The following is a 15,671-nucleotide window of genomic DNA, read 5'->3' on the forward strand; positions in this document are numbered from 1 at the left end:
TAAAATTACAATATAAATATAAAAGAAAATAATTAACTATTAAGCCAGAATAAATTTTAAGGCCCATGAATAGATAAGGAAGTGTTATATGAATGATAATAACCCCATGCAATCTATATTAGGTGACTTACAGTGGCGATATCAGAAGTTAGAATCTGATCTAAAAAAACTTAATAATTTTCAAAAGGATATTGAGACGCTCAAAGATCGTGCGAGTCAGGACGATAAGGCAAGAGAAGCATTGTTACGACTGAACTCGGCCTTTCCAAATGGTTTTAAACAAGAAAAAGCTAAGCTGATGATCTGTATTTCACAGATGAAGCTCCAGTTTAAACAAATGGAAACGCAACTTAAAAATATCAATTCTAACGAGAGTTAATAGTTACATTCTTCCGTAAAACTCATTTCGCCAGAAATGCAGGAGTATCTATATGTCAACTAATACCCAGATCAATTTACCTGAGCATTTTTCAACCTATGCCGCTAAGCCATCAGGCAAGGACACCATAAATAATGCTGCGCCAGATGCTGTTCATGATGCTGATGATATTTTCAGTATAGGACTTCAGGTTTTATATTCTTTTCTTGATGTGCTTTCTAATCTGGCTAGTGCAAATTTTAAAGGTATGCAGGCGCGTTCAAAATATGCCAATGATACACAGAATATCTCTAATCAAGTTGATGAGATTATTGCAAAAGCTGCGAAGGGGGATGACAAAACTAAAGAACCACTCCCTGACTCAGTCATCGATTTTATGCGGAAGAACGGTATTACCGTTGATGGAATGAGCATTGATCAATATTTAAAAAAGAATGGGCCAGAGTTAGATAAAGGCCAATTACAGGCAGTAAAAGCGTCACTCGATAATGAGAAAAACCGCGCCACAGATACCATGAGCCAGGATCAATTACAGCTACAGAAAATGATGCAGAGTTATAACGTTTGCGCCAATAACATCAGCACATTGCAGTCAGGTTTAAAAGATTTACTGATGACGATTGCCCGCAATCTTTGCTAATCCAGTCACGATAGTAAGGTCGGTGTGAGATGAATATTCAACCGAATGAAGAAGTTATTAACTTTATGCGCCGGGGTGGCTCCCTGCGTATGTTAGCCAAAATGGATCCGCAAGATTTGGCTCTGGTATATGAATATACCGTGCAATTGTGCCAAGGCGGAGAGTATGACAGTGCCAAACGTCTGTTAAATCTATTAGTGAGATTGGATCATTGGAATTTCTCTTATTGGCTGACCTTAGGGTTGTGTTATCAACAGACCGCAGATTTTCATCAGGCAATATATTGCTTTAGTCGAGCGGGACAAATTCAGATAGATGATCCTCGCCCATCTTGCTCGGCAGCTGAGTGCTATATGGCTTGTGGTAATACAGATTATGCGGAAAAAGCTTTTCGCATGGCATTGAATTGGTGCAATTCACATTCTGAATGGGCTCAAGTACAACACCAAGCCGAGCGTGGGTTAGCGGCTTTATTATTGGAGGTACGACATGTCTGATGCCATCGGAATTAAAGTAACAGCTCAAAATGATTGGGCACTGCTAATGGCGGATAAAACTCCGGCGCCATCATCAATAAAAATGTCAGATTGGCGGGGTATTGCTGGGTTACCTCCCATGATGGCTGCCAATATAAGTTCCTCCAGAGTCACCCAGCAAGATGCGCAGGGAGCACTCGATCGCTTGCTAACCTCTTTACCGCGCACTGATGCCAAAGAACAGGGCAGAAACCACATATCTCTTGATCGGTTGGGCAGCACGGATATGCAGCTCATCATGTCGATGGCCGGTAATCTGAGCCTTGGGGTGTTCTCCAACTTGTGCCAGTCGATTGGCAAGCAGATGGAACGGGCGACAGATGTTCAGACTTTTCTGCGGGATAAGCGTGTTACTGAATACCAACAACAAATTGATAAAGCGATTGAACAGGCCGATAAAGCCAAAAAAGCCGGCATTTTCAATGCTGTATTTGATTGGATTATCGGTGCAGTCGAAGTGGTCTATGGAGCATTTAAAGTCGCCGAAGGTGTGCTGACGGGGGATCCAGTCGCGATGGCATCAGGTGTTGCTTATTTGGCGGCAGGCACCGCAGGTTTAGTCAAAGCGGCAGCAGAAACCGCCATGTTATTGGGGGCATCGAAGGATAAATGTCAGCAAGTTATTGATGTAGCATCTAAAGTTCAATTGTCTTTCGAATGCTTTGCCATGGTAATTGACCTGTTTCAGGCGGCACGGGCGATCAATGCGGCGCGAGCTGTGACCAAAGGCGCTGGCGATGTACTGAAAGCGGGGAGCAGCGAAGTGCTGACCGATGTCGTCAAGCGCGGTGCCAGCGAAGAAGTTGGCAAGTTAGCAGAACAGTTTGGTAAGGATGTCAGCCAGCAGATTAGTCGCGATATCTCAATGAAAGCGATGGAAATCGAGATGGTAGAAGCCAGTGAGATGGCTTCTGCCGCCGCTAAACAGGCAATTCAGGCGGAAATGACGTTGGTCAATAACATCACCAAGTCTTTTACCCAGGCTGGAATAGAAAAAATGGTCACCGAAGTGACGAAAAATGTCCTTAAGGAAGCAATCAAAAAAGGTGTCACCCTGACGGCAGAAGAATTAAGTAAACAATGTACTAAAGCTATTATGAAAAAATCTATTACGACTATTTTAAAGGATATTTTCACTTCGCCATTAATGATCATGCAGAAATGCAGTAATGCAGCGGTGTTAATTAATAGTGGTCAACTTAAAATACAAAATTCACATTTACAAAAAGAGATCGAAAAGTTAATTCTTGATCAGGATTTTACTCAGTTTATGGATGAATGGGTTGAGAGAAATAAGCAACACCAACTTAAACAACTCAAAGAAACGTCACAGGATGCACAAAACCTATTGACAAAATTAAGCGATAACATCCATCAGAACAGTATGTTGCAGGTGAAAATTGCTGGTTCACTAGTATAGCGAGGTTATTATGAATATGACAGTCAATGATAAGATAGTAATGTCAGGGCAAGATGCCATTTCTCCACAAGGAAAAGTCGACGTTGGCAATAATGCTGAAAATATCATGTCAGATTTATCAGATATTATTTTCCAAATGACCCTTCTATTTAAAAAAATGCGGGACTTACTTAATACGTATAATCAAAAACAGCAAGTATTAGGTTGGGATATTCAAGTCAATTCAATGAATAATAAGCGTGAGGCGATCGACAAAACCGCTTCCGGGGCTATTACCAGTGGTGTCTGTTCTATCCTTTCTGGTGTTGTTAGTGGTGTTGGAGCCGTAGCCAGTATTAAGGTCGGTGATATTGCATCACATGGTAGTGCAGCCTTTGGGCTATTTAGTTCCGGCAGTAGTAAATGGGTTGAGGCAGATATGACTAGAAGTGCGGACTTGCTTCGCATGACCAGTGATCTGCAAAGCAGTGGCGCACAAACATATAATAAAAATATTAGCGAGTTATTAGATAAGCTAAGCGAATCTCGACAAAATATGAAGGATTTGGGGAATACCATTAATAATATGATGGGGCAAATCTCCATGGCTGTGAAATTATGATCTATGAGTGCTAATCCTCTTGATGTAACACGGTATCTGACGAATAGAGGCCATACAGTCAAAATTGCCTATTTTGAAAAGAGCAAAATAAAGATAGGCAATGAATTTTCTCTTTATGGCTATCTAATTGTTTATCGCATAGAGAACAATGAATTTATTATTTGTTCTCTGGAAGTCAGTGATAGTCGCGCTCTGCCCGGTGATTTTTTAAGGCTTTTTAATTTTCTGCGCAGTTTAGGGCGCGATATTACTGAGTTGTCCACTGTCAGAATGTTGATTATTGATAATATTGCTAGTCCGATGCTGCAATCAATGCGGCATCGGTTAATTAAATTACTCATTGCAAAAGGCGCATTCAGTAAAAATATTGATGGTGATGATTGGCTGCTATTTGATGTTAGCTCTGGCAAGTCGAACAAGGGATGAAATGAGTCATTATAGTTTCAATGATATGCAGGCTGCTTTCGCTAAAATAGATAATGAATTAAAAGGCCAGAGGGGTATTCGCCCACAAAGGGTGAGTGACCATCAGCAAGTGACGGCTTTAGAGATACAGACTCGGTATGCTCAAGGTTATCAGGCATGGTTAGCGGATGATTATGCCGCTGCTATGGCTGATTTCTCTTGGCTTACATCATGTTGCCCATTAGAACCACGATTCCACTTAGCTCTGGCAGCAGTCATGCAAATGCAGCAGGAATTTAGGCTGGCGCTGGAGGCTTATGCTTGCGCACTGCTTTTGGATGCGAAAGATCCTGAGCCACTTTATCAGATGGCTATTTGTTTGTTAGCACTGGATAAAGGCGCTGATGCCAGAGAGGCATTACAGACCGCTATCGAAATGAGTTATTTTAATACCGAATATGCAACGACGGCTAAAAAAGCCAATCAATTGTTAGACAGCATCTGCAACAGATAACCAATTTTATGTGAGTAATTTTTAAGGTGGATAACTATGAGCCTAATAGCCGAATGTCAAACCTCCCCTCCTGAATGTTCTCCCTATATAATAGAGCCTGCTCAAATCGTTAAAAGTGAAAAGCCTATATTATGGCCGCCTGAATCTATCACTAAAGATATTGAAGACATACAGGTTGCAGTTAATAAACTTTGCGATGACCAGGATAATGAATTAGATGAATTACACCATGTCAGAGTTAAGTTAGCCAAAAAACAATTTTTCATTAATATTGTTGAATTGACGGTCTCTCTGGCGTCATTTGCCGTCAGTGTTGGAATTAGTATCTGTAGCGGGGGAGCCACTACACCGATTGCGGTAATAACTGGGCTGAACCTGATGTTATCTGTATCTAATCTTGCCTGCGCCTATCATAACTGGAATTGTGTCAGTAAAAATAAAGATGAACTGATAATGGGCAGTGATGCCATGCAGCAGGCGGTTTATACTTTAGCCCGGTATTATCAGGCCTCACCCGAGAGTGCAAAAAAAATCGCGCGTTTTACATCATATTTCGTCCGTGTGGGGATGGTGGTTTCTTTAGGGACTCTTGGCGTGATTATTCACCCTACTGTGTATAATAGTTTATGTGTGCTCGCAAAAAATTATGCGCCAATATTTTCATCGATGCTGAGTGTGATTACTTCTGGTGCTTTAGGTATTTGGATTAATAATCATAATGATGAAAAAGAGGTTGCTGAGGAAAAATTAACTACAAATGAGAAAGGGATTATCAAAGAGTTAGCTAAATTTGATATAATTTGTGACTTGCTCACTAAATGGAATAATTCAACAATATCGCCTGAGGAAGAATCACTGAAATTGTCTTAATAGGATTTAAGGTTTAAACCGGATATCGCCTTACTGTGTTATTTGTCAATCTTACAGAAGGATCGTGACACTGGAAGGAATATTATGAAATCAATACAGTTTATTCTATTTCGGCAAGATGGGATATTACGTAGTGAAGGGGTATGTCACAGTGTGCCAGCGGGGAATTTAGTGGTTACCAACGAGCAGGCCAGTGTCTCTTCATTTTCACAGAGTACTTTTATCTCAGTTTTGTGTCATTCCATAGATCTTTTACCTATATATCAGGATTTAGCCAGCAAGATGGTGCAATCGAATAAATTCCGCTTGCCGTATCAGATATATGACCGTTATAAAATATTACCCGTAAGCGATGATATTATTTGTGCCACTGAACAGCTGGCTGATATTGAAAGAAATGCATCATTACGATTTCTTTATCTCTATTGTTTAGGATTGGACCCAACTTATTTCTCTAGATTACTGGAATCAATGGTTGGCACGAATAACGAATTGCTGGAATTTTTTGAGAAGAATCGCCTTAATCCATGGACTGTTTCGCGTTATGCCGATGAGTTGGGGATTTCGACGCGTAAATTAAACTTTCTGTTCTATGAGAAATTCGGAATGTCTGCAAAACAGTGGCTACTGGATCAACGTTTGAAAAAAGGCTGTGAGCTGCTGCTATCTACCCGGTTACGGGTGGCTGATATTGCCATGGAGTGTGGCTTTAGTAATCACGCTCATTTCTCCGATAGTTTTCGTCGCCGTTTTCAGCAGTGCCCGTCACACATGCGGTCGCTGATGGAGTAGGGGGTCTGATGGATATAAGTGCATTAATGAATGAGCTGACACAAAGTATCAGCAAGATGGGGCAGGACTTTCAGAGTCAGATGGTGTCCGGTAATCCTACTGATCCCGAACATATGCTAAAAATGCAATTCGCTATGCAGCAGTATTCCTCATATATCAATTTCAGTAGTGCCTTGATGAAAAATATTAAGGATATGACCAGTGGGATTATTGCCAAAATATGATTTTACTTTCAAAACAGTGCCGCCAATTAGTCGTTGAGGCGGCCTTGGCGGGAGTCAACCACAGTGTGCTGAAAGAAGCACGCGATATTCTTAATGCTCTACCCCAATTAGTCCCAGACCCACAGCCGCGCTTGATTCTTGAGGCTATGCTGCGGTTTGGGCTGAATGAGCAGGATAGAGCGTTGGCATTATTGGCGGCCTCGCCGTCAACCGAGGCGCAGACCATGCTGGCGTTGCTGCAACAAGGAATGTCTTCAACGGATGAAGAGGTAACTCCGCAGCCGCAGAACAGAGTTAATTGATCCAATTTATTGATAAGGGAGCATTCGATGGATATTGATGCCATTAAGGCCACTGCCGCGCAGTTTACATCATTTAAACCCCCAGTTGACGCCCAGCAAGTCGCTAACTTTGCTCAGTTAATGCAGCAGACAGAGCCGATGACAACCATGATGCCCCCAGAGCAATTGCTCACTATGCAGTCTGAATGGATGCATGCCTCATTGGGCATAGATTTAACTGCGAAAGTTGCTGGAGTGGTCGGTCAGAACATCAATAAACTGGTTAATATGCAATGAAAAAAATGCAGCGCGCGATAGCGCTCTTACTGGTCGTCTTCTCCCTGTCAGGTTGCGGTATGGAGCTGTATTCCGGGCTCTCGGAGGGGGAGGCTAATCAGATGTTGGCGTTATTGATGTTGCATCAAATCAAAGCGGAAAAGCAGTCAGAAAAGGGCGGGACGGTTGGGCTAAGTGTCGATAAAAGCCAGTTTATCAATGCGGTGGAGCTGTTGCGCCAACATGGTTTTCCTCGTCAACGATTTACCTCGGTAGATGAATTATTTCCGCCAAATCAGTTGGTAACGTCGCCCGGGCAGGAACAAGCCAAGATGGTCTATTTGAAAGAGCAGCAACTAGAAAGCATGCTGAGCCATATGGACGGGGTGATTCGGGCTGATGTGACTATTGCCATGCCCGCGCCTACCGATGGGAAAAGCACTGTTCCTCATGCCGCTTCAGTGTTTATCAAATATTCCCCTGAGGTCAACTTGCTGAGCTATCAATCACAAATCAAGAATTTGATCCGCGATGGGATCCCCGGCATCGATTATTCACAAATCAGTGTGGTGATGCAGCCCGCCAATTATCGGTTCAGTGCCTCAGCACCACAGCAGCCAAACCATGCTGAAGCTAGTTTGCAGTGGTTATTACGCCATGCCAAAACAGTACAGATAGCATTGGGTCTGCTGCTGGTGCTGTTAGTCGGGTTATCAATGGCTTGTTTGCTACGGTATTTGCGGCGATAAATCGCGGTGAGGAGAGCAGGATGATATTACCTCTAACCGCCGATATCCGCTATTTGCATCAGTTAGCCTGGCGGCCTGCGCAATTTGCTCATCCATTATGGTTGGCGGCGGTCGGCGTCAGAACAGACAATTACCGCTATGGTCGCCACCGCGAGCTGGATTTGGTGCTAGATAGTGCGCTCAATCGGCTGAGAAATTTTCCCCAGCAAGCATTACCCGCCGTGCTGGATAAGAGACAACAGTGCCAAATAGTCGGGGCCGAGCGCTTATCCGCCCGCTGCGTGGCGCTGGGGCTGGTTTATTTGCAATGTGATGATTATCTGCGCCTTCGCTGTTACCGACAGGGACTTTCACCGTTATTGAGTGAAGACGACATTCAGCAACTGATGGGGATGGGATATCGGGGTCAGTTCTCCGCAAAGTTAAGTCCACAGTCGCTGCCCGATGTAGCTTTACGACTGGGGCATAGCCTTGCTCATCAGGTTCGTTCTAACTGCATGATTTGGCGTGCGCTATCTATTTCTTTACCTCCCCAGCCACGCGCGTTGCCTCTGTCGTCGGCGCTATCAATTTCGGTTGATAGTTGGTTAACCCGCCTGGAGCATTTGCTATGAATCCTTTTCATATTCGGGTGGAAAAATTCGATTATTCGCTGTCAGGAGGCAGGATTATCCCTGCGGCTCAGTTGCAGGCCATGGTACAAGGTCGGGATCTGCTGTCTGATGCCAGACAGCAGGCGGCTGAAATTGTCCATGCTGCGGCAGCTGAAAGAGATGCGCTATTGGCTCTGGCGCAACAGCAAGCTGACAAACTAATACATCAGGCTCGCCATGATATGGAAACTGCGGTATTGGCACAGCATGTGGCGTGGTTGGTGGCCGCGGAGCGCGTGGAATCCTCATTGGTCGCCCAAGCCCGGGAGCATATTCTGGCTGCCATTACATCGGTAGTGACCACTTGGGCTGGCCAGCAATCAGTGAGCCAAATTCTGATTGACCGTCTGGGGGCGCAGGTAGAAAAAATGGCGCACCATAATGAGTTGGTTTTACGGGTTCATCCGCAACATTTGCCCGCGGTGGTTTCTGCTTTGGGGGCGCGCGTGCAGTGCGTGGCTGATGAGAGCATGGCGCAAGATCAGGCACAATTAGCTTCCCCGCTGCTTCAGCTCACACTCTCCCTTCAGCAGCACTTATCGCAACTTATCCTTTGGCTGCAAGAGCCGCCACCGCATCCGGAAGTCACTTATGATCAATACCAATAATATATCTGATGTTGTTGCCGTTCATGGCGATCTTCTGGAGGGGGCGAGGCAGCAAGGCGAAATAACCCCCGCACATTCGGTCATGCAGTTAGCCAGTTTGGAATTGGAGGAAGTGAGGCAAACCGCGCTGGAAGAGACCATGGAGGGAATTGGTCTTAGCTTGGGCTCCCGTTTAAGAGATCAAAAGTCCATTGAAGCCGAAAAGCGAAACCAACGCCGTCAGCAGTTGTTGGTGAAACTAATCACCCAGTTATCCGGTGGCTCAGACCACTTGTTGCAACCCAATATTCCGTTGGATCTGGATATCTCTTTGCTGGCCAGCAAGCTACGCCAGGGGGATTTATCGGCAGGGCAGCAAATCTTGTTATTAGCCGCAATGATGGCGCACACCACAGGTAATCCATTACGTCGCCGCAGCCTAGCGCAATTAATGGCGCCACTACTGGAAGACGCCGGTTGGGAAATCGAACTATTTGGTTTGCTGGAGTTGGGTACCCAAAAAAGTGGCGAGCTGAGTGCCGTCAAGCAACTGTTTACACAAAGTATTTATCAAGATGAGTTTTCTATCGTTGAGTGGTTCACTCGCGTCAGCCGCTGGCCAGAACGCCAACAGCGTGTTCGGGTGCTGATGCGCGCGATAGCGTTTGAATTGTCTTGTCTACCGCCCCCGAAGCACGGCGAGCGTTTGTCGGCCACGCTTTATCAACTGCGCCGCTTACTGATGTTTCTGGGCTTAGAAGACCACTGTAACCGGATGGGGAAGGCTTGTGGCGTGGCGGGGGATACCATCCTCAGTGAAGTCCTGGCGGTGATTGGCCAGCACTGGTTGTTTAGTGGTTGGTTGCAACCACGTATCGAGGCCATTGTGGGTTCGGACGTCAGCGCACGCCGCAACTTTATTCGCCGGTTCTATGAGTTATTCAATCTTATGCCTATTGATTGTTTCGATGATCAGGAGCAGCAGGGGCAAATTCTGGCGACCTTGCTCGAAATATAAATTGCTGAAAATATAAATTGTTAGCGAGATAAATCTTGGTAGAAACCCATGGTTGGCGATTTAGCTCGCGGGTTCAGGCCAACGCCTGATAGTGGCTGGCGGGCGGATTCCTTACTATTCCCTTTGTTTGCTTATCAATTAGTCATATCAAGGGGGGGCTATGGAAATGGATTTAGTGGTCACCCGTAACCTACAGTTGTTTATCCGCATGGCAGAATTACCCTGCACCCAATTAGCCGCCCGCATGCAGTGGCAAATGGGAGCGCAACTGGTTTTTCTTGAGTGGCACAATGCAAGATTGCTGCTGACATGCGGGGTTCAGCATCGTCATTATCATCAGGATGACGTCGTACAGCTCCAGAAGTGTTGGCAGCTCGAACGTTTTAATGGCGTACCTCAGCGCATCTATTTGCTCAAAATGGGCATGATGGTCAGTTGCTCACCTCCGGCATCGTCCGATGCCGAATTCTGGTTTCAGCTTTATCAGCAACAACGTGCTTTGCTGCGCCGCTTACCGGGAGAATACTGATGAGAGGCTCGGCATTTTCGCGTGCTTTGATGTTGATCACCGCGCGGCAAGATATCTTTTTAGCGATCATGCTGCTGGTGGCGATCTTTATGATGATCTTGCCACTGCCCACGGTGATGGTGGATGTGCTGATCGCGATCAATCTGGCATTCTCCGTCATCCTGTTGATGATCTCGATTTACTTGCGCGATCCGCTCGAATTCTCAGTCTTCCCGTCGTTATTACTTATCACCACACTTTATCGGTTGGCGCTGACTATCAGTACCACGCGCTTAGTGCTGCTACAGCATGATGCTGGCGAGATTGTCGAGGCTTTCGGCCAGTTTGTGGTCGGGGGCAATCTGGCGGTGGGGTTGATTATTTTTACCATTATCACTGTGGTGCAATTTATCGTCATTACCAAAGGTTCGGAACGGGTCGCCGAAGTGAGCGCGCGCTTTTCACTGGATGGTATGCCCGGCAAGCAGATGAGCATTGACGGCGATATGCGCGCGGGGGTAATTGACTCAGCCGAAGCGGGCCGATTGCGCGAGCGGGTGCAGAAAGAGAGCCGTCTATTTGGTGCCATGGACGGGGCAATGAAGTTTGTTAAAGGGGATGCCATAGCCGGGATAATTGTCATTCTGGTGAATATTATTGGCGGCATTACTATCGGCGTGCTGCAACATAATATGTCCGCCGAGCAAGCAATGACCACTTATGCGGTGCTCTCCGTCGGTGATGGGCTATGTGCTCAAATCCCGTCGTTACTGATCTCAATTACGGCTGGGATTATTGTGACCCGCGTTCCCGGCAGTGATAAACAGAGTTTGGCTAAAGACTTGGTGATGCAGGTGGGACGTCAGCCTGATGCCTTGTGGCTGGCGGCAGGTATTCTGACTGTTTTTGCCCTATTACCTGGTTTCCCTTTCCTGATTTTTATCACGTTGGCGGCACTGGTTGCCGCTCCTGCATTTCTACTTTATCGCAAAAAGAAGTACAGCGCCGGAGCCAGCAGCAGCGGCGAAAATATATCGTCCTCCGCCAATACCATGACCCCCGGAGCAGTGCCGTTAATCCTGTATTGCGCCCCCAATTTACATTATCCCCACTTGGGCCGCGATATTGATGGCTTGCGCTGGCGCTGGTTTGAATATCTGGGGGTGCCATTGCCAGAGGTGGTGGTTCGCAGCGATCCGGCATTGGCTGAGAACACGTTATCGATTCGAGTCTACCAAGAGCAGGTCTTGCAACTGACATTGCCCCCGGACGATCTGTTGCTGATTCAGCCCAGCGCTCAACTGGAAACACGCAGTCAATCTCTGGGGGTGAAAATGGGCACCTTTGAGTGGTTGTCCGCGGAACAGGGCAGCCATGCCAGTACTTTGGGCCTTCCTTATGCGCAAGGGCAGCAGCGAATCATTCACTGTTTAACTAGAGTGCTTGAGCGGCATACCGCCGAGTTTATCGGTGTACAGGAAACGCGCTATCTGATGGATGCAATGGAAGGGCGCTACGGTGAGCTGGTGAAAGAGCTACAGCGCCAGATGCCGGTCGGTAAAGTGGCGGAAATACTGCAACGGCTGGTGGAGGAGGATGTCTCTATCCGCGATTTACGCGCCATTTTTGGCGCGCTGGTGGCCTGGGCACCCAAAGAGAAAGACTGTGTGATGTTGACTGAATATGTGCGAATCGCCCTGCGCCGCCATGTGTGCGGCCGATTCAGTAAAAACAAAGCTTGGCTGCCGGTATTGCGGCTAGGGGAAGGGGCTGAAAACTTGATTCGTGAATCTATTCGCCAGACATCGGCGGGGACTTATTCGGCCTTGGGGGATAGGCACTCGCAGCTGATCCTCGGCAAAATCAAAAGCGCTTATGCTGAAAACAGTGATGCTGTCCTGCTGACCGCCATCGATGTGCGGCGCTTTCTGCGCAAAATTATTGAGCGGGATATTTTTGCGCTGCCGGTGCTGTCATGGCAGGAACTGGGGGATGAAATGAACATTAAAGTGGCTGGCACCATTGAGCTTATTGGAGATGAGCTTGATGAAGCTGCCTGATGTCGCGACACTTGGCCCTCTGTTACAGCAGCAATTGTGCTTAACCTCCTCGCCGCCAGAGGGTGTGGAGTCTCGCGGACAGATTTTGGATATTGGTCCGACACTGCTGCGCGCCCACTTGCCCGGTATTGCACTCGGGGAGTTATGCCGTATCGCCTCAGCGAATATGTTGGCGGAGGTGGTTGCCATTGAGCAGCAAACGGCACTGCTATCCCCATTTGCGTCTTCTGCCGGTTTGCGATGTGGGCAATGGGTATCGCCGCTTGGACATGCCCACCGCGTCAGAGTTGGTCCTGATTTGGCAGGAAGGGTACTGGATGGTTTAGGGGTGCCCATCGATGACGGCCCCCCCCTTGCTGGGTATTGGCGTGAGCTGGATTCCGCACCTCCAAACCCCTTAACCCGTCAGCCGGTACAGCAATTCTTAACCACTGGTATTCGTGCCATTGATGGCCTATTGAGTTGTGGCGAGGGGCAGCGCATCGGTATTTTTGCTGCCGCCGGTGTGGGGAAAAGTAGCTTGCTGAGCATGTTATGTGCGGGCTGTAGCGCAGATATCACCGTGTTGGCCTTGATTGGCGAACGCGGGCGCGAAGTGCGGGAATTTCTTGAACAGGTACTCACGCCGCAAGCCCGCGCCCGCACCGTGGTGGTGGTGGCAACCTCGGATCGTCCGGCGCTGGAGCGACTCAAAGGTATTTATACCGCCACTACCGTAGCGGAGTATTTCCGCGAACGTGGGCTAAAAGTGTTGCTGATGGCCGACTCTCTGACGCGCTATGCCAGAGCAGCGCGCGAAATTGGCCTGGCGGCAGGTGAGATACCGGCGATGGGCAGTTTCCCCGCCAGTGTCTTTGCGGCATTGCCTCGATTGTTGGAGCGGGCGGGCAACAGTGACAGTGGCAGCATCACCGCTTTTTACACGGTTTTGGTTGAAGGCGATGACATGAATGAGCCGGTAGCCGACGAAGCCCGCTCGCTGTTGGATGGGCACATTGTGTTATCCAGGCAACTGGCGGGAGCCGGGCACTATCCGGCCATTGATATTGCCGCCAGTGTCAGCCGTATCATGCCGCAAATTGTCAGTTCAGCGCATCTGGCTTTGGCACAAAAACTGCGCCAAATGCAGGCCTGTTATCAGGAGATCGAATTGCTGGTGCGGGTGGGGGAGTATCAGGAAGGGCAAGACTTACACGCTGATGAAGCGCTGCAACGCTACCCGGCCATCTGTGCCTTCTTGCAACAGGAGAATTCATCATTGTGCACAACCCCCGCCGACCTCGGTCATACATTGGCACAACTCGCGCAAGTACTCGGGGCGTCAACCGAGCACTAGATATGCTGCCGCGCTTGTTGATATTGCGGCAACGCAAAGAGCGCCGGTTGCGTCGGCAATTGATGGAACTGCGCCGGATATATCAGCAACAGCAACAACAAATGATCGATTTTCGCCAACAACGTCAGCAGTTATGTCTGCAATTACAACAGATTACAGACTGGCGCGGTAAGTTACTTCCTGATCAGGCCAATGAGCAAAGAGCTTTGCAGCATAAGGTTTATCAGGCGGAGCGAGAACTGAAAAAGTCACTCTGTGAATTGGCAGAGCAGCAGTTGCAACAGCAGGTAGCCATTGAATCACAACAGACGCTGTTAAGGATTAATCAGCGGGAACAGGAAAAAATACGGATGCTAATAAAAAATGAGACGAATCGATATTGAGGGAGCATTACCGCCGCTAGGCGAGCGCTACTTTAAGGAGAGTCAGCCGCAATACTTAGGTAATGAAAAGCAAAAACAGCAGTTTGCTCGCTACCTGACGGCTCATTCATCTGCGATGCCGGAGGCGGCCGGTGCCGTTGCCAGTACCGGTGGCGATGGCTTGATGCAGGCGGAATATCACCTGGTCAGTGGGCCGTTACGCGGGGCTAAGATCCATGTCAGTTTAGCCGCCAATGGCTTGCATATTGTGCTCAGTCATACCAGCCGTGAACTGATCGACCGTGTGCAGCGGATGCAAGCGCGCTGGCAGCGGCAACTACATCAATTGGGTTTTCCTTGTTTACTGGAGGTGACTCATGTTGGGGATGTTATCGGCTGAGCTACGCCAACTCAGTACAGTGATAGGTTCCGGGCGAAATAATGCCGATATTTCAGTCACATTGATGCAGGTTGATGGGGCGGGTGTTTATTTACCATTGCACTATAGGGCACCGGGAAACACCGCCACAGAGTGCGGTTTTTGGTTGTCCCAATCTTGTTGGAATAACTGGCTGACATCTTCATTGGCCACCGATGACCGCCATTTTCTGGCCCCCGAATTGGTGACCGCCATGGCCCATTGGGCCGCCAGCCCACTATTAACCGTGCTACCGGAACTGACCATTGACGACCCCGCACCCCGGGCCATGACGCTATTGAATCAATGGGCGGTGGTGCTGACTTTCGAGCTGGAGGGGCAGCAACTCCGCGGCGTGTTGTTTGGCTGGCCACTGACGGCATTAGCCGAAACTTTGTCTCACTGGTGCAGCGAGCCAGCTCCCGAGCATAACTTACTGTGGCAAGCTGGTTTAGTGGTGGGGTGGAGCCGTTTGTCTCTACATCAGTTGCAGCAAATCAGGCCGGGGGATGGGGTCCGAATCAGTTCAGCGGCTGAATTAGACCAACAGCGCTGTTGGCTATGGCAAATGGCGTCACCACAGATTTACATCAAGTTAGAGGATGGAAATAAAATGACAATTCAACAAGTTAATGACGATATTGATCAACTGTTGGAACTGGATGTGGCTGCTAGGCCTCAAGCATCACAGGTAGTGAGGCTTGAGGATTTACCGCAAACATTGGTGATGGAAATTGGTCGTCTAACTCTGCCCCTGAGAGATATTAAACAGCTTGCCGTCGGCCAAACATTGACCTGCCAAACTCACTGCTACGGCGAAGTGAATATTCGGTTGCAGGGGCAACCAGTAGGGAGTGGCAGTTTGTTGAACTGTGATGGGGAGTTGGTGGTGAGGATAGAACAGTGGTTTAGCCATACCCCATGACTTTGGGTCAAGACTCAAAATCTGTTTCCTTAATTTTTGAAAGATAACGGGTATTGATGTTATTGGGGTCATGACCCGATAGCGGAAAAGGATGAGTGGATAAATACTATCGATATT

22 protein-coding genes are annotated in these 15,671 nt (G+C 47.7%); all 22 read left to right on the forward strand.

The window, feature by feature from the left end:
- Positions 1 to 88 precede the first annotated feature (88 nt).
- The 22 genes from N0H69_RS01550 (at position 89) to N0H69_RS01655 (ending at position 15,554) form a co-directional block, all read left to right on the forward strand.
- A complete protein-coding gene (locus tag N0H69_RS01550) occupies positions 89 to 379 on the forward strand; it encodes a chromosome partitioning protein ParA (RefSeq protein WP_050152382.1) in 291 nt (96 codons plus the stop codon).
- A 52-nt stretch (positions 380 to 431) separates the two neighbouring features.
- Positions 432 to 1,019: a type III secretion system translocon protein SseB gene (gene sseB, locus N0H69_RS01555; protein ID WP_050110561.1), complete on the forward strand. Its 588-nt coding sequence runs from the start codon at positions 432 to 434 to the stop codon at positions 1,017 to 1,019.
- A gap of 29 nt (positions 1,020 to 1,048) precedes the next feature.
- Positions 1,049 to 1,516: a SycD/LcrH family type III secretion system chaperone gene (locus N0H69_RS01560; protein ID WP_050152381.1), complete on the forward strand. Its 468-nt coding sequence runs from the start codon at positions 1,049 to 1,051 to the stop codon at positions 1,514 to 1,516.
- A complete protein-coding gene (gene sctE / locus N0H69_RS01565; protein WP_050152380.1) occupies positions 1,509 to 2,975 on the forward strand; it encodes a type III secretion system translocon subunit SseC family protein in 1,467 nt (488 codons plus the stop codon). The genes N0H69_RS01560 and sctE overlap by 8 nt, the downstream gene beginning before the upstream one ends.
- Positions 2,976 to 2,985: 10 nt before the next feature.
- Positions 2,986 to 3,576 (forward strand): type III secretion system translocon protein SseD, encoded by a 591-nt coding sequence (gene sseD, locus N0H69_RS01570; RefSeq protein WP_050152379.1) that lies wholly within the window; start codon positions 2,986 to 2,988, stop codon positions 3,574 to 3,576.
- A gap of 3 nt (positions 3,577 to 3,579) precedes the next feature.
- The gene (gene sseE, locus N0H69_RS01575) at positions 3,580 to 4,002 is read left to right on the forward strand and encodes a type III secretion system effector protein SseE (protein ID WP_050136398.1); all 423 of its coding nucleotides are present in this window, start codon (positions 3,580 to 3,582) and stop codon (positions 4,000 to 4,002) included.
- Position 4,003: 1 nt separating this feature from the next.
- The gene (locus tag N0H69_RS01580) at positions 4,004 to 4,495 is read left to right on the forward strand and encodes a tetratricopeptide repeat protein (protein WP_080990567.1); all 492 of its coding nucleotides are present in this window, start codon (positions 4,004 to 4,006) and stop codon (positions 4,493 to 4,495) included.
- 36 nt (positions 4,496 to 4,531) lie between these two features.
- Positions 4,532 to 5,365, forward strand: coding sequence for a hypothetical protein (locus N0H69_RS01585; RefSeq protein WP_050152378.1), 834 nt, complete (start codon positions 4,532 to 4,534; stop codon positions 5,363 to 5,365).
- Positions 5,366 to 5,449: 84 nt separating this feature from the next.
- The gene (locus N0H69_RS01590; protein ID WP_050110549.1) at positions 5,450 to 6,157 is read left to right on the forward strand and encodes a helix-turn-helix transcriptional regulator; all 708 of its coding nucleotides are present in this window, start codon (positions 5,450 to 5,452) and stop codon (positions 6,155 to 6,157) included.
- Between the two features lie 8 nt (positions 6,158 to 6,165).
- A complete protein-coding gene (gene sctF, locus N0H69_RS01595; RefSeq protein ID WP_050110547.1) occupies positions 6,166 to 6,381 on the forward strand; it encodes a type III secretion system needle filament subunit SctF in 216 nt (71 codons plus the stop codon).
- Positions 6,378 to 6,683 carry an EscG/YscG/SsaH family type III secretion system needle protein co-chaperone gene (locus N0H69_RS01600; protein WP_050136400.1) on the forward strand — a complete coding sequence of 102 codons (306 nt, stop codon included), beginning with the start codon at positions 6,378 to 6,380 and terminating at the stop codon, positions 6,681 to 6,683. Before sctF ends, N0H69_RS01600 begins: the two co-directional genes overlap by 4 nt.
- 27 nt (positions 6,684 to 6,710) lie before the next feature.
- Positions 6,711 to 6,959 (forward strand): type III secretion system inner rod subunit SctI, encoded by a 249-nt coding sequence (gene sctI, locus N0H69_RS01605; RefSeq protein ID WP_050152377.1) that lies wholly within the window; start codon positions 6,711 to 6,713, stop codon positions 6,957 to 6,959.
- Positions 6,956 to 7,687 (forward strand): EscJ/YscJ/HrcJ family type III secretion inner membrane ring protein SsaJ, encoded by a 732-nt coding sequence (ssaJ, locus tag N0H69_RS01610; protein ID WP_050152376.1) that lies wholly within the window; start codon positions 6,956 to 6,958, stop codon positions 7,685 to 7,687. Before sctI ends, ssaJ begins: the two co-directional genes overlap by 4 nt.
- Before the next feature lie 20 nt (positions 7,688 to 7,707).
- On the forward strand, positions 7,708 to 8,301 hold the full coding sequence (locus N0H69_RS01615) for a type III secretion system domain-containing protein (RefSeq protein WP_050121791.1): 594 nt from the start codon (positions 7,708 to 7,710) through the stop codon (positions 8,299 to 8,301).
- The gene (sctL, locus tag N0H69_RS01620; RefSeq protein ID WP_050136407.1) at positions 8,298 to 8,948 is read left to right on the forward strand and encodes a type III secretion system stator protein SctL; all 651 of its coding nucleotides are present in this window, start codon (positions 8,298 to 8,300) and stop codon (positions 8,946 to 8,948) included. The genes N0H69_RS01615 and sctL overlap by 4 nt, the downstream gene beginning before the upstream one ends.
- Positions 8,932 to 9,945, forward strand: coding sequence for a TyeA family type III secretion system gatekeeper subunit (locus N0H69_RS01625; RefSeq protein WP_050121789.1), 1,014 nt, complete (start codon positions 8,932 to 8,934; stop codon positions 9,943 to 9,945). Before sctL ends, N0H69_RS01625 begins: the two co-directional genes overlap by 17 nt.
- 160 nt (positions 9,946 to 10,105) lie before the next feature.
- Complete coding sequence (locus N0H69_RS01630; RefSeq protein ID WP_050152374.1) at positions 10,106 to 10,474, forward strand: type III secretion system protein; 369 nt, start codon at positions 10,106 to 10,108, stop codon at positions 10,472 to 10,474.
- Complete coding sequence (locus N0H69_RS01635) at positions 10,474 to 12,513, forward strand: EscV/YscV/HrcV family type III secretion system export apparatus protein (protein ID WP_050152373.1); 2,040 nt, start codon at positions 10,474 to 10,476, stop codon at positions 12,511 to 12,513. Before N0H69_RS01630 ends, N0H69_RS01635 begins: the two co-directional genes overlap by 1 nt.
- Positions 12,500 to 13,849 carry an EscN/YscN/HrcN family type III secretion system ATPase gene (locus tag N0H69_RS01640; protein WP_050152372.1) on the forward strand — a complete coding sequence of 450 codons (1,350 nt, stop codon included), beginning with the start codon at positions 12,500 to 12,502 and terminating at the stop codon, positions 13,847 to 13,849. The genes N0H69_RS01635 and N0H69_RS01640 overlap by 14 nt, the downstream gene beginning before the upstream one ends.
- Positions 13,850 to 13,851: 2 nt before the next feature.
- Complete coding sequence (locus tag N0H69_RS01645) at positions 13,852 to 14,232, forward strand: type III secretion protein (RefSeq protein ID WP_134957255.1); 381 nt, start codon at positions 13,852 to 13,854, stop codon at positions 14,230 to 14,232.
- The gene (locus N0H69_RS01650) at positions 14,213 to 14,611 is read left to right on the forward strand and encodes a hypothetical protein (RefSeq protein ID WP_050110527.1); all 399 of its coding nucleotides are present in this window, start codon (positions 14,213 to 14,215) and stop codon (positions 14,609 to 14,611) included. Before N0H69_RS01645 ends, N0H69_RS01650 begins: the two co-directional genes overlap by 20 nt.
- Positions 14,589 to 15,554 carry a YscQ/HrcQ family type III secretion apparatus protein gene (locus tag N0H69_RS01655; protein ID WP_050152371.1) on the forward strand — a complete coding sequence of 322 codons (966 nt, stop codon included), beginning with the start codon at positions 14,589 to 14,591 and terminating at the stop codon, positions 15,552 to 15,554. The genes N0H69_RS01650 and N0H69_RS01655 overlap by 23 nt, the downstream gene beginning before the upstream one ends.
- Positions 15,555 to 15,671: the final 117 nt, after the last annotated feature.

It is taken from the genome of Yersinia alsatica (assembly GCF_025133195.1).
GTDB lineage: Bacteria > Pseudomonadota > Gammaproteobacteria > Enterobacterales > Enterobacteriaceae > Yersinia > Yersinia alsatica.

Excerpts from the sequence above, each read along its gene's own strand:
- N0H69_RS01550 (WP_050152382.1), top strand. The coding sequence starts at position 89 with ATGAATGATAATAACCCCATGCAATCTATATTAGGTGACTTACAGTGG.
- sseB (WP_050110561.1), top strand. The coding sequence starts at position 432 with ATGTCAACTAATACCCAGATCAATTTACCTGAGCATTTTTCAACCTAT.
- N0H69_RS01560 (WP_050152381.1), top strand. The coding sequence starts at position 1,049 with ATGAATATTCAACCGAATGAAGAAGTTATTAACTTTATGCGCCGGGGT.
- sctE (WP_050152380.1), top strand. The coding sequence starts at position 1,509 with ATGTCTGATGCCATCGGAATTAAAGTAACAGCTCAAAATGATTGGGCA.
- sseD (WP_050152379.1), top strand. The coding sequence starts at position 2,986 with ATGAATATGACAGTCAATGATAAGATAGTAATGTCAGGGCAAGATGCC.
- sseE (WP_050136398.1), top strand. The coding sequence starts at position 3,580 with ATGAGTGCTAATCCTCTTGATGTAACACGGTATCTGACGAATAGAGGC.
- N0H69_RS01580 (WP_080990567.1), top strand. The coding sequence starts at position 4,004 with ATGAGTCATTATAGTTTCAATGATATGCAGGCTGCTTTCGCTAAAATA.
- N0H69_RS01585 (WP_050152378.1), top strand. The coding sequence starts at position 4,532 with ATGAGCCTAATAGCCGAATGTCAAACCTCCCCTCCTGAATGTTCTCCC.
- N0H69_RS01590 (WP_050110549.1), top strand. The coding sequence starts at position 5,450 with ATGAAATCAATACAGTTTATTCTATTTCGGCAAGATGGGATATTACGT.
- sctF (WP_050110547.1), top strand. The coding sequence starts at position 6,166 with ATGGATATAAGTGCATTAATGAATGAGCTGACACAAAGTATCAGCAAG.
- N0H69_RS01600 (WP_050136400.1), top strand. The coding sequence starts at position 6,378 with ATGATTTTACTTTCAAAACAGTGCCGCCAATTAGTCGTTGAGGCGGCC.
- sctI (WP_050152377.1), top strand. The coding sequence starts at position 6,711 with ATGGATATTGATGCCATTAAGGCCACTGCCGCGCAGTTTACATCATTT.
- ssaJ (WP_050152376.1), top strand. The coding sequence starts at position 6,956 with ATGAAAAAAATGCAGCGCGCGATAGCGCTCTTACTGGTCGTCTTCTCC.
- N0H69_RS01615 (WP_050121791.1), top strand. The coding sequence starts at position 7,708 with ATGATATTACCTCTAACCGCCGATATCCGCTATTTGCATCAGTTAGCC.
- sctL (WP_050136407.1), top strand. The coding sequence starts at position 8,298 with ATGAATCCTTTTCATATTCGGGTGGAAAAATTCGATTATTCGCTGTCA.
- N0H69_RS01625 (WP_050121789.1), top strand. The coding sequence starts at position 8,932 with ATGATCAATACCAATAATATATCTGATGTTGTTGCCGTTCATGGCGAT.
- N0H69_RS01630 (WP_050152374.1), top strand. The coding sequence starts at position 10,106 with ATGGAAATGGATTTAGTGGTCACCCGTAACCTACAGTTGTTTATCCGC.
- N0H69_RS01635 (WP_050152373.1), top strand. The coding sequence starts at position 10,474 with ATGAGAGGCTCGGCATTTTCGCGTGCTTTGATGTTGATCACCGCGCGG.
- N0H69_RS01640 (WP_050152372.1), top strand. The coding sequence starts at position 12,500 with ATGAAGCTGCCTGATGTCGCGACACTTGGCCCTCTGTTACAGCAGCAA.
- N0H69_RS01645 (WP_134957255.1), top strand. The coding sequence starts at position 13,852 with ATGCTGCCGCGCTTGTTGATATTGCGGCAACGCAAAGAGCGCCGGTTG.
- N0H69_RS01650 (WP_050110527.1), top strand. The coding sequence starts at position 14,213 with ATGAGACGAATCGATATTGAGGGAGCATTACCGCCGCTAGGCGAGCGC.
- N0H69_RS01655 (WP_050152371.1), top strand. The coding sequence starts at position 14,589 with ATGTTGGGGATGTTATCGGCTGAGCTACGCCAACTCAGTACAGTGATA.